The sequence below is a fragment of the Marinobacter sp. genome, from assembly GCF_034669625.1.
Taxonomy (GTDB): domain Bacteria; phylum Pseudomonadota; class Gammaproteobacteria; order Pseudomonadales; family Oleiphilaceae; genus Marinobacter.
Map to the genome: position 1 here is coordinate 59,606 of NZ_JAXMOY010000007.1, position 14,249 is coordinate 73,854.

The window sequence follows — 14,249 nt, forward strand, 5'->3', positions numbered from 1 at the left end:
GGGAATGGTCGATTGAACCGGTGAAGCGCCAGACTACCTTATTGCGTCGGTTCGGGGAATTGTCGAGGTGTGTGATGTTTGCCCGCCACCAGACGCGGACAGCTCTGGTGGCGGGTCAAACTTGAGGTCAGGTGGAGCTTTTCACGACCTCTTTTTCATCGCTGTACTCGTCACCGGCTTCGCTGTGATGATCACGAGCCAGCAAGATGTAGAACGCTGGTAGCACGAAGACGGTGAACAAAGTGCCAATGCCCAGACCAGCGCTGATGGTCAGGCCAATAGCGAAACGGCTTTGTGCGCCCGGGCCTACTGCGATCAGCAGCGGGACCATCGCAAAAATGAGCGCCAGAGAGGTCATGATGATCGGGCGCAGGCGAATTGCCGCTGCTTCGATCACCGCGTCGACCTTGTTCAGACCACGTTCTTTCTGCAGTTGGTTGGCGAACTCCACGATCAAGATACCGTTCTTCGACACCACCCCGATCAACGTGATCAGGCCCACCTGGGTGTATATGTTCATGGTGGCAAAGCCGAGCACGATAAACACCATGGCGCCCGCCACCGACATCGGAACGGAAACTAGAATGATGATTGGGTCGCGCCAGCTTTCAAACTGGGCAGCCAATACCAGATAGATCACCAGCAGCGACAGGAAGAAGGTGACCACCAGGGCGCTACCTTGGTTTGCCAGCTGTCGAGAGGCCCCGGTGTAGTCAAAGCTGAAGCCTTGCGGGAACGCCTCTTCTGCGGTTTTCTCGATGAATTCCATGGCGCTGCCGGCGGCAACACCCGGCATGACGACGCCCTCCAGTGTCAGCGAGTTTTGCTGGTTAAACTGGGTACGGTTCGACGGTTCGACTGCCTCGGTGTAGCTGGCCACACTGGACAGGGGCACCAGTTCGCCGCTGCCGGTACGAATGTAGTATTCGTCCAGTGACTCTTTGCTCGGGCGGAATTGATCATCAACCTGAGGAATCACCTGGTAAGAGCGGCCTTCCATATTGAAGCGGTTAATGTAACCACCACTGAGCATGCTGGAAAGCGATTGCCCGACTTCCTGCATCGACAGCCCTAGGTCGGCAACACGATCACGGTCGATGTGAATGCGGGTGACCGGCTTATCGAAGTTGATGGACTTCTTCAGGAACATGAAGTTGCCGCTTTGCATCGCCTTACCAAGAATTTCGTCGGCCACCTGATCCAGCTGTTCATAGCTACCACCGGTGCTGACCACGAACTGGAAGGGCAGGCCGCCGCCAGAACCCGGCAATGCAGGCAGCGGGAATACGGCTGTTTGTAAGCCGGTTACGTTCTTCAGTTCGGCATCCAGTTTTGGCTGAATTTCAAACTGGGTGACGTCACGCTCACTCCACGGCGCCATCTTGAAACCGCCAAACACGGCGTTCGGGCTGGTGATGCCGATGATCATGAAGTCTTCTTTGTAACCGGGCAGCTCAGTCATCCGCTCTTGCACTTCCTGACCGTGTTCAAGCAGGTAGTCCAGCGTGGAGGTTTCCGGGCCAAGACCCTGATGGAACAGGATGCCCTGATCTTCGGTAGGTGCCAGTTCGCTCTGGCTCATCATCTGCATGAAGTAGATGGAGCCCAGCACGACCAACGCGAAGAACACGACGACAGACTTGGTTTCCATCAACGATGACAGCGCTTTTTTGTAGCCATTGGCGATGCCGTTGAAGAATTTCTCCACCAACTGCTCGAACTTTCCGGGTTCGCCATGGGGCTTCAAGACCTTGGCGGAAAGCATGGGCGAGAGGGTCAGGGCGACAATACCGGAAACAACCACGGTGCCGGCCAGGGTGAAGGCGAACTCGGTGAACAGCGAGCCAACCAATCCGCCCATGAACCCAATGGGTACGTAGACGGCTACCAGCGTAGTGGTCATGGCGATGATGGGTGTGGCCATTTCACGGGCGCCGTTAATGGCGGCGTCGAAACGGGATTCACCTTGTTCGATGTGTCGGTGTACGTTTTCCACCATGATAATGGCGTCATCCACCACCAGACCGATCGCCAGAACCATCGACAGCAGGGTCAGGAGGTTCAGGGAAAAACCGAAGATGAGCATGATGAACGCACCGCCGATCAAAGACAGCGGGACGGCAACGGAAGGTACCACAGAGGCCCGGATTGAGCCCAGGCAGAGGAACACCACCACCAGTACGATGATCATGGCTTCGATCAGGGTACTTATTACCTCGTTGATGGAGTCTTCGATAAAGTCCGAGGCATCGTAAGCAAGGCTCACGCTGAGGCCGCTAGGCAGCTGGCTTTTGATCTCCGGTAGTTCACCTTTGACCAGATCAGCGACGGTCAGCGGGTTGGCACCGGGGGCGATTTCGATGGCGACATAGGTGGCCGGCTGACCCTTGTAGAGGGCAAGCTTGTCATAGCTCTGGGAGCCGAGTTCAACACGGGCAATGTCTTGTAGCCGAATCAGCGTGCCATTGGACTGCTTGACCACCAGGTTACGGAAGGCCTCCGGGTCGGCGATGTCGGTATCGCTGGTCAGGCTGACTTCGGTGTACTTGCCCTGGGTTTGGCCCACGGCGGCCTGGTAGTTGTTCGCACTGAGTTTGGCGGCGACTTCTGTCGGCGTCATATCAACCGCGGCCAGACGCTCCGGGTCCAGCCAGACTCGCAAGGCAAAGGTCCGGCCCAGCAATTGAGCTTTACCGACACCGGGCAAAGCCTGCAGTTTGGGCTGCACAACCCGGGTCAGGTAATCGGTGATTTGAGGAACATCCAGCGCGGTGCTGTAGAAGGCGATGTACATCAGTGCGGTGCTGTCACCGGTGGTTGATGTGATCACCGGGTCCTGAGCCTCCGCCGGCAATACGTTGCGCTGACTGGCCACCTTGGCCTGAATTTCTGCCAGGGCGTCGTTAGCGTCGTAGTTCAGCTCCATTTTGGCCTGAATGGTCGACACGCTTTGGGAGCTGGTGGAGGTCAGATAATCGATGCCACTGGCTTCAGCAATGGCTTGCTGCAGGGGCGTGGTGATGAAACCTTTGATCAGATCCGAGCTGGCACCGGGGTAAGCCGTGGTGACGGTAACCGTGGTGCTTTCCAGTTTCGGGTACTGGCGAATTTCCATTTCCATGGCGGCCCGTGCACCAACCAGCAGGATCAGCAAGCTGACCACTGTGGCCAGCACCGGCCGATGGACGAATATGTCGGTGAAACGCATTATTCAGACGCCTCCTTTTCGGATTCGTCCTGAATCTCGACACGTTGTCCGGCACGCAATCTTAGCAGGCCTTTGGACACCACGGTTTCACCCGATTCCAATCCGGAAGTGATAGCGGCGCGACCGTTGCGAACTTCGCCGGTCGTGACGGTGCGACGCTCAACAATCAGCTTGCCGTTGTCGTTCTCAGTCACTACAAATACAAAATTGCCGTAGGTGTTGTAGGAGATAGCCGTGCGCTGCAGCGTGACGACGTTGTTGTCCCTTGGCTGGCCGGTCTGGATGGTTGCGAACATGCCAGGGCGCAGAAGGTGCTCATCGTTGTTCAGCGTGGCGCGAATCCGCACGGTGCGGGTTTCCGGGCTGACGGAGGTGTTGATGGCACTGACTTTTCCTTCAAACTTTTGATCAGGCACGGAGGCAACCGTGACAGACACCGGATAATCCCGATCAACGTTAGCCAGATGTTTCTCTGACAGCGTGTAGTCCACGTAGATGGGGTTCAGCATGTTTACTTCGACAATAGGACTGCCGGTTGGGAGATATTCACCCTGGTTAACCATGCGAATGCCGAGTGTGCCATCAAACGGCGCCCGGATGATCTTCTTGTCGAGTTGCGCTTGTGCTTCGTTGACGCGGGCACGAGCGGCGTCGTAATTGGCTTTCGCCGTATCGTATTGAGACTGTGAAACCGCACGCTTGGGCAGAAGGTCGGAAATCCGCTTGAAGTCCTGATCGGCCAGATTCGCTTCGGCTCGGCGGGTGCGCAATGCAGCCTCATCAATCGCGGCGTCCAGTTCGATCAGAATATCGCCTTTTTTAACGCTATCGCCGGATTCGAAGTTGATGGAGTTAATGACACCAGGAACTTCGTTGGAAACAGCAATACCGTTTACAGCTTCAATGCTGCCAACGGCCTTGATGGAGGGCTGCCAGTTCTCGGTTGTTGCCTGAGTAACCGAAATAATGGCGGGCGGTTGTGGCTGTGACAACATCTCTTTCATCTGGCCAAATTGCATGAATTTGTAGCCGAAGATGCCGCCGAGGACGACACCCAGAAAAATGATGGCGATGACAAAACGGGATGCGGTGCGCATAGATGAGTTCCTGGGGCTGGTTTCCTGATGCGTATTCCGTCGCCAATACGAAGAAAAGCAGAAGCTTATCCTGGCGAGTCAAGGGCTGATGACGATTGCTTAGGGTAGTGACGAATGGTCAGCAAGCGTAGCAGATAGCATGCTACAAAAGCTGTAGCGGTTTGTCATTAACTCGGTTGCTTTAAAGGACCTCTTTTGACCAGAATTGAGGCTATTTTGATCAATAGTAGGGGTATTTAATTACTCTGGGGGCGGATCTGCAAAAATTGATTCGTGCGTGGCGCGACCGAACGCAGTACATTGGCCATCAAACCCTGATGTGACGATCCCTGAGCCGGGATAGGAGAGGATTCAATCATGCAGCTGATACTTGGCCTGGCTCTGGCCGCTGCGGTATTTGTTGTGCTTAAGAAGTGGGGCGCCTTGTCGCCGCAAGGGCAGAAAGCCGCGATCTGGAAGGTGGCGTTGGTCGTGGGCGGTGCGATGTTGCTGTTTATGGTGCTGACCGGGCGAGTGCACATACTAACGGCGGCGGTGGCCGCTATCATTCCTTTGTTGCGCAAGCTGCCGGCGTTACTTCGTTATGCGCCCATGTTTCGAAAAATGATGGGTGATTCGTCAGGGCCTCAAAGTGACGGGCCGTCGTCTGAGCAAAATGCCTCGTCACAGGGGCCCATGTCTGAACAGGAAGCCTGCGACATTCTCGGCGTTCAGCCGGGTTGTACCCGGGATGACATTGTTGCTGCCCACCGTAAGCTGATGCAGAAAGTGCACCCTGATCGCGGTGGTAACGATTATCTGGCCGCCAAGCTGAACGAAGCCCGGGATGTATTGATCGGCAAGCGCGGCGCATGAGTCAGGGCATCACTTCCACTTTCACTTCAATCGATTGGTTTTCGGCTTGCTTGCCGTTGACCCGATACAGAATGCCGTCCCGCTGGTGCGTTTCATGAGTTTGGGTGCCGCCGAGTGAGACCCATTGCCCGGGCTGAACTCGGCGGATAGTCATCAGGGCTTCGGTTTCATAGCCCTGCAAGGCTGCCGGGTCTTCTTCAAACGACACAATATTCAGTTCGATGGACTGATCCGATATGGCGTGAGGGCTCACCACGAAGCCGCTTCGGGTTTCGACTTTTTCCAGAATCACCGCAGGGTTATGGCCGCCTTGAACGGCGAATGGCAAGTTGCGGACGTTGCCCGAGGTAATGTGTGCCGACTGGCCATCCTGAACAATCAGTTGCCGTTCAGTGTTGGAGCTTGTGCTGTAGGTTCGGCGCTGAACGCTGGCGTTCGCCGTGTTGTTGGAAATGCTGACGCCGCCCCCTGATTGCTTGCCCCCGATATCTTGCCGGTAGCGCACGCTGATGCGCATTTGAACGGGCGGTACGTCCAGGGTGTTCACCAGCGTGCCGATTTCATCCAGCAGTGCAGGTTCGCCCCGAACTACCAGTTGCAGGCCTCGGGCCGTAACGGTAACGGGTGCCTGTTGGTAGAGTGCGCGGATCTGTTGCGAGACGTCTTCGGCGGTTCGACTCTTTAGCTGATAAATGCGGGCTTCGGGTTCCGCCTGAACGCTGGTGGCAAATACCGACAAGGCCAGCAAGAGAAAAGTCCCGAGTGCTGACACGCGGGCGTACTGGATCAGTTTCTTGAGATTCATGCAGACCTCCACCATGTTTTTACAGGCATCTGCCGATAAAATAATCAGAATTGCCGGTTGCCAACCCTAAAACCGTGGGTATATAGTAAAAAGCATGAAGACCTTACACACAGCCTGTCAATTGAATGTTCTGAAAGCTTTCGGTGAAAACCTGAAGGCCGCAGGTTCTGCTGTGTATTTTTGGTGGTGTGGTTTTGGCTTTTATTTTAGCCAGAGCACGGGCCGCCCATAAGATCTTCATCGACCGAATTTAGCGAGGAAGGCAGCCCGGCAAACAACCCAGGCTGCCACCGGACTCAAAAAGCCCCGACTGGTAGCCCAGCCGGGGCTTTTTTGATTCTGACATAGGGAAAACGGGAACACGGATATGAACATGCCTCTGAAAACTGAAACTTTGGACACAGTATCGTCGACCATGTGCCAGCCTCGCCTGGAAGCGACGCTGCCGACCGCCAATGAGCTGCGCCAACAGTTTCCTACTGGCGAGCCACTGACCCAGGCCATCGCTGGTTACCGGGAGCAGATCCGCAACGTGCTGAATGGCCAGGACCCACGTACGTTGATCGTCATCGGGCCTTGCTCGATTCACGATGAACAGGCCGCGCTGGACTACGGCACCAAACTGAAAGCACTGGCGGATGAGGTCAGTGACCGGTTCCTGATTGTGATGCGAGCCTACCTTGAAAAGCCCCGGACGACGGTGGGCTGGAAAGGGCTGCTGTACGATCCTGCCCGCACCGGTGAGGGTGATTTGAATCAGGGGTTGATTCGTTCCCGTAAGTTGCTATTGGCCCTTTCGGAGCTGGGGTTGCCGTTGGCAACCGAGGCATTGAGTCCGTTCATGATGGATTACCTGGGCGACCTGGTGAGCTGGACAGCGATTGGTGCCCGCACCACAGAATCTCAGATTCATCGGGAACTGGTCAGCGGCTTGCCTATGCCGACCGGTTTCAAGAACGGCACCGACGGTGGCGTTGCGGTGGCGATCAACGCCATGAAATCTGCGGCGCATTCCCATCACCACATGGGCATTTCCCTCTCGGGCGCGCCGGCGATGATCACCACTGCCGGCAATCGGGACACGCACTTGGTGCTGCGCGGCGGTCGGGGCGTGACCAATTATGATGAGACGAGCATTGCCCGGGCGGTAAAAGAATTGCAGGGTGCCGGTGTGTCGGCCTCAGTGATGGTCGATTGTAGCCATGACAACGCGTGTAAACAGGCTGAGCGGCAAGTAGAGATTGCCCATGAGGTGATGGCCCAAAAGCGCAACGGTAACGCTCACATTAAAGGCCTGATGTTGGAAAGCTTCCTGGCCTTCGGGCGCCAGGACGACGCCGAAGACCTGATTTACGGGTGCTCGATTACTGATCCGTGCCTGGGCTGGGAACAGACAGAGGTTCTGATCCGCTCACTGTAGAGAACAAAAGCTGTCCGGCCAGCAGCAACAGGATGCCACCCATGACCCTGTCCAGCCAGTGTCCGAACCGGTTGAAGCCCCGGCGGACACGAGGGTGGGTGAAAAACAGTGTCACCAGAGTGAACCAGAGGCCTGTGGCTAGGGCCATGTAAAGGCCGTAGCCTGCCTGGAGTAGCACGGGTGTGTCCGGATTAATGACCACAGAAAATACGGACACGAAAAACAGTGTCGCTTTCGGGTTAAGCGCATTGGTCAGGAAACCGAGCCGGAACGCGACCCAGCCTGTCTGCATTTTTCCGTTCTTAGCCTCCACATGAACGCCGCCGGGCTTGGCCCGCAGGCAGTGCCAGGAAATCCACAACAAATACAGAGCACCAATCACCTTTAGCACGGTAAACAGCATGACCGATTGCTGGATGATGAGTCCGATGCCCAGTAGCGAATAACCTACGTGTAACAAGATGCCCAGCCCGATACCAAAAGCACTGAGCAGGGCATTCCGGCGCGATTGAGTGATCGCCTGGCGCAGCATCACCGCAAAGTCCGGCCCGGGGCTGGCAACGGCCAGCAGGTGAATCAACGCCACAGTAAGAAATTCCAGCCAGTAATTCTGCACCTGTTTGTCCCCGTCGTAATGAAAGCCGAAAGCATAGGCGGATTTTTTATCGTTTTCACCTGTCATGAGTCAATAAACTTCTATACTCGAAACGTAAGTTATAGAAAAGACAGCGAAATGTTGTTTGAGGAGCCCTGATGGAAAAGCGTGAAGTGGATGTGGCCATTATTGGTGCTGGCACCGCAGGCATGGTGGCTTACCAGCGGGCACGAAAGAAAACCGATAAGGTGTTGCTGATCGAAGGCAAGCAGTACGGCACCACCTGTGCCCGGGTGGGCTGTATGCCCAGCAAGTTACTGATCGCGGCGGCTGAGAGTGCTCATGATGCCCGTCAAGCTGGCCTATTCGGTGTTCAGGTCGGTGATATCAAAATTGATGGCCGACAAGTGATGGAGCGAGTTCGCACCGAGCGTGACCGGTTTGTGCAGTCCGTTGTCCGGTCCATGGAGAATCAACCTGAACAACAGCGACTGATGGGGCACGCCCGCTTTGTGGGGCCGCACCGTCTTGTCGTGGGAGAACACACCGAAGTCATCGCCGATCGCATTGTGATTGCCACCGGTTCACGGCCCAATGTCCCCGGTATGTTCACCGATGCGAAAGACCGGCTGGTAGTGAATGACGACATTTTCAGCTGGGAGGATTTGCCGGAATCGGTTGCGGTATTTGGTCCCGGGATTATCGGGTTGGAGCTGGGTCAGGCTTTGAGCCGGCTGGGCGTTCGTATTCGGTTGTTTGGCGTGCGGGGCGGCATTGGCGGTATTCGCGATGAAAAGATTCGCGACTATGCGCTGAAAACCTTTGGTGATGAATTCCCTCTGAGCGCGAAAGCCGAGACCAAGCGAATCGAGCGAACCGATAAGGGCGTGCAGATAACTTGGGTAGAGGCTGGTGCAGAGCATAAGGATACGTTTGACTACGTGTTGGCCGCCACAGGACGTCGGCCGAATATTGATAACCTCGATATCCAGAATGCCGGTATCGAACTGGATGACCGCGGCCTGCCGGACGTTGATCCCAACACTTTGCGTTGCAGCGATAGTCATATCTTTCTGGTCGGCGATGTTAACAACGAGCGGCCGCTGTTACATGAGGCGGCGGATGAAGGTCGCATTGCCGGTGATAACGCCGGTAACTGGCCAGACCTGCGTGCGGTCACGCGGAAAGCCTCGATGGGGGTTGTGTTTACCGATCCCCAGATTGCGTCTGTCGGTTTGAGCGTTCATGCCGTCGATAAAAAATGTCAGGGCTGTTTTGCGGTTGGCGAGGTCAGTTTCGAGGATCAGGGCCGAAGCAAAGTGATCGGTAAAAATCGTGGGTTGATGCGGTTGTATGGCGAGCATGGCAGCGGCTTGTTTCTTGGCGCAGAGATGTTTGGTCCGGCCGCAGAGCACATTGCACACTTGCTGGCGTGGTGCGCTCAAAAGCGGATGACCGTCAGCGAGATGCTGGCCATGCCGTTCTACCACCCCGTTATTGAAGAGGGGTTGAGAACGGCCTTGAAAAACCTTCACTACAACTTGGAGGAAGGGCCAGAAACGGTGGATGAGTGCATGGACTGCGGCCCGGGTAGCTAACCGGTTGCGTTGGTGCTGATCAGCCGTGTTGTGGGGTAGGCTGAAAGTGAGTTACCGGCTGGGTGGTTGAATTTTGGGAGTGCCGGGCCCACATCTTCTCATGGAAGAAGTACGCAACGGTGTTGATGGCTGGTTCCACCATGGCTATCAGTCCACCGATCAAAAGGTCGCCGGTCAATAAGTAGGCGACGGAAAAGGCGACCGTGAAGTGAGTGACTGCAAACGTGATTGTTTTAAGCAGTGATGGATCAACGTTAGAACCGTGGTTGTGTACATACTGTTTCAGCGCGCTCATGACTAACTCCGAGAGAATCGTTTCGATGAGCTCATTACAAAACAAATGAGAACTTGTCGCAAATAGAAAGTTCAGCGAGTTTTGATAGTGTTAATCTATAGTTGCCCGCGGTTTTTCATAGGTAAGGGCTATAGGCGACATTGGAGAACTAAACTTCAGTCACTAAGCGAATGGGCTTATTGTCTTAGTCATCCCAAGCCCAAAATAAAACCAGGAGGTTCAATATGGGTAAGAATTTTATCGGTCTTGATACGGAACAAACTCAGAAACTGGCGGACGCCCTGAACGGGCTTCTGGCGAACTATCAGATTTTTTACATGAACGTTCGCGGCTACCACTGGAACATCAAGGGCGAGAACTTTTTCGAACTGCACGTGAAGTTTGAAGAGCAGTATGATGACCTGTTGCTCAAGATTGATGAGATTGCTGAGCGTATTCTGACTCTGGGCCACGTACCTGCACATGCATACAGCACGTACATGGAACAGTCGGAAGTGGTTGAGCGGAAGAATGTGTCTGACGGCAAAGAAGCCGTTACCAACATTGTTGATAGCTTCAGCAAGCTGATCGCCAAGCAGCGTGAAATTCTTAGCCTTGCCGGCGAAGCCGACGACGAAGGTACCTCTGCGCTGATGAGTGATTACATCTCACAGCAGGAAAAGACTGTCTGGATGTACCGGAGCTACCTAGGTCACTAAATCCGGCGAAGCGACGACATCTGAAATGGCGGCTCTTGGAGCCGCCTTTTTTTATCCGAGTCTTTAACTTGTCTTATTTGTGCCCCTTTTCTGTCATCTGTTTGCCATAGGGTGAGGCGTCCTTTTACACAACGTCGATGCCAATCAGAGGTAAACATGATTATTCAACGTGCTCTCCTGACTTCCGCCATTCTTGCCGCTGCGGGCGGCCTTGCCGCTTGTGCAGTAGACACTGATTCTCAGGTCAACGCTGAGGTACCCGGGCAGATTGAGTTGAGGGTGCTGGGCAGCTATGTACCAGAAGGGGATGTATTTGATGAAAGCGCTGCGGAAATCCTAGCTCACGATCCCTCTCACCAACGGCTGTTTGTGGTTAACGCCCAGGCTGCCACGGTGGATGTGCTGGACATCAGCAAACCGGACGCACCTAAACGGATCGACACCATCGACGCTAGTCAAGAAGGGGCGTCTGCCAACAGCGTCGCGGTCTATGGGGAGCTGGTGGCGGTGGCCATTGAAGCGGACGTAAAACAGGCGAAAGGTAAGGTCGTGTTCTACACCTCATCCGATTTGTCCAAAGTGGGGGAGGTTACGGTTGGTGCGTTGCCAGATATGGTCACCTTTACCCGCGATGGTCGAAAAGTATTGGTGGCTAACGAAGGCGAACCGAACGCGGACTACACCTTAGATCCGGAAGGTTCCGTGAGCGTGATTGACCTTGCCAATGGTGTGGAAAAGGCGACGGTAAACACTGCGGACTTTGGTGCCTACAACGGTCGCGAACAGGAACTGCGTGAATCCGGTATTCGTATTTTCGGACCGGGGGCTTCCGCGGCTCAGGACTTCGAGCCAGAGTACATCGCGGTGTCTCAAGACAACACTCGGGCCTGGGTGACCTTGCAGGAGAACAACGCGGTGGCCGTTCTGGATATTGAAAACGCCCGGATTGTCGATGTTCTGCCGCTGGGTTTCAAAGATCACCGTCTGCTGGGCAATGAGTTGGATGCCAGTAACAAAGACGGTGGGATCAATCTTCAGAACTGGCCGGTTAAAGGAATGTATCAGCCAGACGCGATAGCGAGCTATGGCTACAACGGCAAGACCTATTACGTTACCGCGAACGAGGGTGATTCTCGGGATTACGACGGTTTCAGCGAAGAGTTCCGGATTAAGGATATACAGCTGAGCGAGGCCTTCGGTAATGAGGCACAACGCAGGGAATTGCAGGATAAGGCCAATCTGGGCCGCTTGAAAGTGACCAACACTCTGGGCGTGATCAACGACTGTGACCCGGCTGGCAAGACCACCTATGTAGAGAAAGGTTGTGTGTTCGGTGAGCTGTACAGCTATGGTGCCCGGTCGTTCTCCATCTGGAACGAGCAGGGACAGAGAGTGTTTGATTCCGGCAACGACTTCGAGCGCATCACGGCTAATCGGATTCCTGACGGCTTCAATGCAACCAACGATGATAATGGTGCTGATGACCGTTCTGATGACAAAGGGCCGGAGCCTGAAGCCGTGACCATAGGCGAGATCTATGGTCAGAATTATGCCTTTATCGGTCTGGAACGCGTGGGTGGCGTGATGGTTTATAACGTCACCAATCCTCAGGATCCGCAATTCGTGCAGTACCTGAATAATCGGGATTTTGCTGTTAGCACGGCTGAGGTGGAAGCCGGCAAGGCCGGAGATTTGGGGCCCGAAGGCATGGCCTTTATTCGAGCAGAAGACAGCCCTAACGGCCAGCCTATTTTGGCTGTCGGAAACGAAGTGAGCGGCACGACAACGCTCTATCGAATTGGTGTGGCCGGCGCACCAACCAACTGATATTGAACATTTAAATGCCTGTCAAAACCGCACCTTCTGGTGCGGTTTTGTTTTTTTTAGATACCGAATCATAAAATCGGCCTGCCTATAGTGCTTTGTAATAGCGCTGTCATACCCCCTCTCCATAGTGTCATTCCAGTTGATTCAACACCTCTACCGGTGACCACTAATTGGATTCAGAACGTGACCAGATTGACCCGTATTACCAGCTTGATGATTGCACTGCTGCCACTGCCAGCTTTGGCCGAGATCCAGCTGATGCCTGGGGCTTGTGTAAACGTGCAGGCGGTTCAGGGCAGCGAACAGACTGCTTCCTCAGGCCAGCCCCTCACGTTGCCTGACGGTACACAGCAGCTGGTGGTGGAGTGCACCACCGAAGTCGGCCGGGAAGAAACTCGGGAAACCAGTGACGCCTTTGTTTTCCGCTTCAGCGCTGGGGATGCCGAGCTGAGGCTGCGAGCGCCGAAAATAGAGACCCGAAATGAAATGGCCAGCTTTAACCAACAGGGCAGCTGGCAGCTGACTGATGATCAGGGCCGAGCAGTGGCGTTCACTACTGACGTGCTTGAGAAAGAAGGCTTTCAGCTGGTGCGTGACTATCCGCGAGAGCTGGCGGCCTATAACCGTTCCCGCACCATTGCGGAGCTGAAACTCACCTCGGATGGGGTGTTGCCGGATTCGCCAGCCGATGGGGATCAGGAAATGGTCGGCAGAATGCTGCGCTATTGGTATCTGAAAGCCGACGAACAAACTCGAAAAGAGTGGAGCAGCTGGGTTGATTCCAGCAACCGATAAACGTCAAACCAAAAACGAAAGTGGAGTTATAAATAATGAAGAAGCTTCTTCTGGCTGTTGCTGTGTCTACTGTTGCTGCGGGCTCTGTAAATGCTGCAACTGTTTATGAAAAAGATGGTTTTACCTACAAGCTGAACGGTGACTTCCAGGTTCAGTTGCGCAAGAAAATTGGTGACGACACCAATGAGTACGTAGATTTTGATGACCTGGAGCTGAAAAACTACGTGAGTTATGACTTGGGCAACGAGATGAAAGCCTTTGGTCGCCTGGATTTTGACTTCAAAGACCACGCCAACGGCAAAGACGTTGATGAGCCGATCGAAGAAGCCTACGTTGGTATTCAGTACGGCGTTACCTCGTTATCCATGGGTAAGCAAAACTTTGCCTCTGACGAGTTCGGCATCGAAGAAGCTTATGAATCACCGCTGGACGAAGATCAGTTTGACTCAGTGAAAACGAATGGTGACGATACGTTCCGCGTTGATGTAGAGCTGGACAATGTTTACCTCGTTGCTTCCTACGAACTGGAGGCTGAGGACAAAGGCGGTATTACCGGCGAGTTCTTCGATTTGTTTGCATCTACCGAAATTGCTGGTTTGGAATTAGCTGCTGCCTACCAGCGCAATACCCCCATTGGTCTGGACGAAAAAGACACTTGGGGTCTGAGTGCCGGTTACGACTTCGGTATGTTTGGTCTGGCCGCTGACTACAGTGTGACGGATGACAACAACACGGATCTTGAAACAACGCTCTACAACATTGCAGCGACCGTCGACGTTACCAGCACAACGGGTGTGGCGATCGGTATGCAGAATCAGGAAGAGGACAACAGTGACGACGTGACTGCTTGGTACGCGAACGTGACCTACAAGTTCCCGACTGCCAAGAACGTCAGCGTGTTTGCTGAAATCGCAGACACCGATGAAGACGACACTGACATGGGCTTCCTTGCCGGTATGCGCGTGAAGTTCTAAGCATTAGCTAAAAAAGCGGCTAGCCTTTTTCAAGGCGGGTTGTCGCTGACAAAACAAAGGCCGGGTCCCATTGCCCGGCCTT

Annotated in this window: 12 protein-coding genes; 7 read left to right on the top strand and 5 right to left on the bottom strand. The window is 54.4% G+C overall.

The features are described from left to right. Window positions 1-127 precede the first annotated feature (127 nt). Both VOI14_RS08320 and VOI14_RS08325 read right to left on the bottom strand, forming a co-directional pair. A complete protein-coding gene (locus VOI14_RS08320) occupies window positions 128-3,208 on the bottom strand; it encodes an efflux RND transporter permease subunit (protein WP_323751579.1) in 3,081 nt (1,026 codons plus the stop codon). Then, window positions 3,208-4,305 carry an efflux RND transporter periplasmic adaptor subunit gene (locus VOI14_RS08325; protein ID WP_323751580.1) on the bottom strand — a complete coding sequence of 366 codons (1,098 nt, stop codon included), beginning with the start codon at window positions 4,303-4,305 and terminating at the stop codon, window positions 3,208-3,210. Before VOI14_RS08325 ends, VOI14_RS08320 begins: the two co-directional genes overlap by 1 nt. A 357-nt stretch (window positions 4,306-4,662) precedes the next feature. Here VOI14_RS08325 and VOI14_RS08330 point away from each other — a divergent pair, with 357 nt between their 5' ends. Continuing rightward, the gene (locus VOI14_RS08330) at window positions 4,663-5,160 is read left to right on the top strand and encodes a DnaJ domain-containing protein (protein WP_323751581.1); all 498 of its coding nucleotides are present in this window, start codon (window positions 4,663-4,665) and stop codon (window positions 5,158-5,160) included. A 1-nt stretch (window position 5,161) separates the two neighbouring features. On the opposite strand, the gene VOI14_RS08335 is transcribed toward VOI14_RS08330, so the two are convergent. Continuing rightward, window positions 5,162-5,965: a secretin N-terminal domain-containing protein gene (locus VOI14_RS08335; RefSeq protein WP_323751582.1), complete on the bottom strand. Its 804-nt coding sequence runs from the start codon at window positions 5,963-5,965 to the stop codon at window positions 5,162-5,164. Between the two features lie 367 nt (window positions 5,966-6,332). Here VOI14_RS08335 and VOI14_RS08340 point away from each other — a divergent pair, with 367 nt between their 5' ends. Then, window positions 6,333-7,385, top strand: a complete 1,053-nt coding sequence (locus VOI14_RS08340) for a 3-deoxy-7-phosphoheptulonate synthase (RefSeq protein WP_323751583.1) — start codon at window positions 6,333-6,335, stop codon at window positions 7,383-7,385. Here the strand turns inward: VOI14_RS08340 and VOI14_RS08345 are convergent. Continuing rightward, window positions 7,330-8,001, bottom strand: a complete 672-nt coding sequence (locus tag VOI14_RS08345) for a LysE family transporter (RefSeq protein ID WP_323751670.1) — start codon at window positions 7,999-8,001, stop codon at window positions 7,330-7,332. The genes VOI14_RS08340 and VOI14_RS08345 overlap by 56 nt on opposite strands. Before the next feature lie 137 nt (window positions 8,002-8,138). On the opposite strand from VOI14_RS08345, the gene VOI14_RS08350 reads away from it, so the two are divergent. Beyond that, on the top strand, window positions 8,139-9,578 hold the full coding sequence (locus VOI14_RS08350; protein WP_323751584.1) for a dihydrolipoyl dehydrogenase: 1,440 nt from the start codon (window positions 8,139-8,141) through the stop codon (window positions 9,576-9,578). A 19-nt stretch (window positions 9,579-9,597) separates the two neighbouring features. Here VOI14_RS08350 and VOI14_RS08355 read toward each other — a convergent pair whose 3' ends face one another. Continuing rightward, window positions 9,598-9,873, bottom strand: coding sequence for a DUF2061 domain-containing protein (locus VOI14_RS08355; RefSeq protein ID WP_323751585.1), 276 nt, complete (start codon window positions 9,871-9,873; stop codon window positions 9,598-9,600). Between the two features lie 224 nt (window positions 9,874-10,097). Between VOI14_RS08355 and VOI14_RS08360 the strand changes: the two genes are divergently transcribed. The 4 genes from VOI14_RS08360 to VOI14_RS08375 all read left to right on the top strand — a co-directional run bounded on the left by VOI14_RS08360 (window position 10,098) and on the right by VOI14_RS08375 (window position 14,167). Further along, window positions 10,098-10,571, top strand: coding sequence for a Dps family protein (locus VOI14_RS08360; protein WP_323751586.1), 474 nt, complete (start codon window positions 10,098-10,100; stop codon window positions 10,569-10,571). 156 nt (window positions 10,572-10,727) lie between these two features. Continuing rightward, window positions 10,728-12,398, top strand: coding sequence for a choice-of-anchor I family protein (locus VOI14_RS08365; protein ID WP_323751587.1), 1,671 nt, complete (start codon window positions 10,728-10,730; stop codon window positions 12,396-12,398). A 183-nt stretch (window positions 12,399-12,581) separates the two neighbouring features. Continuing rightward, the gene (locus VOI14_RS08370) at window positions 12,582-13,193 is read left to right on the top strand and encodes a DUF2057 domain-containing protein (protein WP_323751588.1); all 612 of its coding nucleotides are present in this window, start codon (window positions 12,582-12,584) and stop codon (window positions 13,191-13,193) included. Window positions 13,194-13,228: 35 nt separating this feature from the next. Further along, the gene (locus VOI14_RS08375) at window positions 13,229-14,167 is read left to right on the top strand and encodes a porin (protein ID WP_323751589.1); all 939 of its coding nucleotides are present in this window, start codon (window positions 13,229-13,231) and stop codon (window positions 14,165-14,167) included. Window positions 14,168-14,249: the final 82 nt, after the last annotated feature.

Coding starts and splice junctions, on each gene's coding strand:
- VOI14_RS08325 (WP_323751580.1), bottom strand. CDS start 4,305: ATGCGCACCGCATCCCGTTTTGTCATCGCCATCATTTTTCTGGGTGTC.
- VOI14_RS08340 (WP_323751583.1), top strand. CDS start 6,333: ATGAACATGCCTCTGAAAACTGAAACTTTGGACACAGTATCGTCGACC.
- VOI14_RS08355 (WP_323751585.1), bottom strand. CDS start 9,873: ATGAGCGCGCTGAAACAGTATGTACACAACCACGGTTCTAACGTTGAT.
- VOI14_RS08350 (WP_323751584.1), top strand. CDS start 8,139: ATGGAAAAGCGTGAAGTGGATGTGGCCATTATTGGTGCTGGCACCGCA.
- VOI14_RS08320 (WP_323751579.1), bottom strand. CDS start 3,208: ATGCGTTTCACCGACATATTCGTCCATCGGCCGGTGCTGGCCACAGTG.
- VOI14_RS08330 (WP_323751581.1), top strand. CDS start 4,663: ATGCAGCTGATACTTGGCCTGGCTCTGGCCGCTGCGGTATTTGTTGTG.
- VOI14_RS08375 (WP_323751589.1), top strand. CDS start 13,229: ATGAAGAAGCTTCTTCTGGCTGTTGCTGTGTCTACTGTTGCTGCGGGC.
- VOI14_RS08360 (WP_323751586.1), top strand. CDS start 10,098: ATGGGTAAGAATTTTATCGGTCTTGATACGGAACAAACTCAGAAACTG.
- VOI14_RS08335 (WP_323751582.1), bottom strand. CDS start 5,965: ATGAATCTCAAGAAACTGATCCAGTACGCCCGCGTGTCAGCACTCGGG.
- VOI14_RS08365 (WP_323751587.1), top strand. CDS start 10,728: ATGATTATTCAACGTGCTCTCCTGACTTCCGCCATTCTTGCCGCTGCG.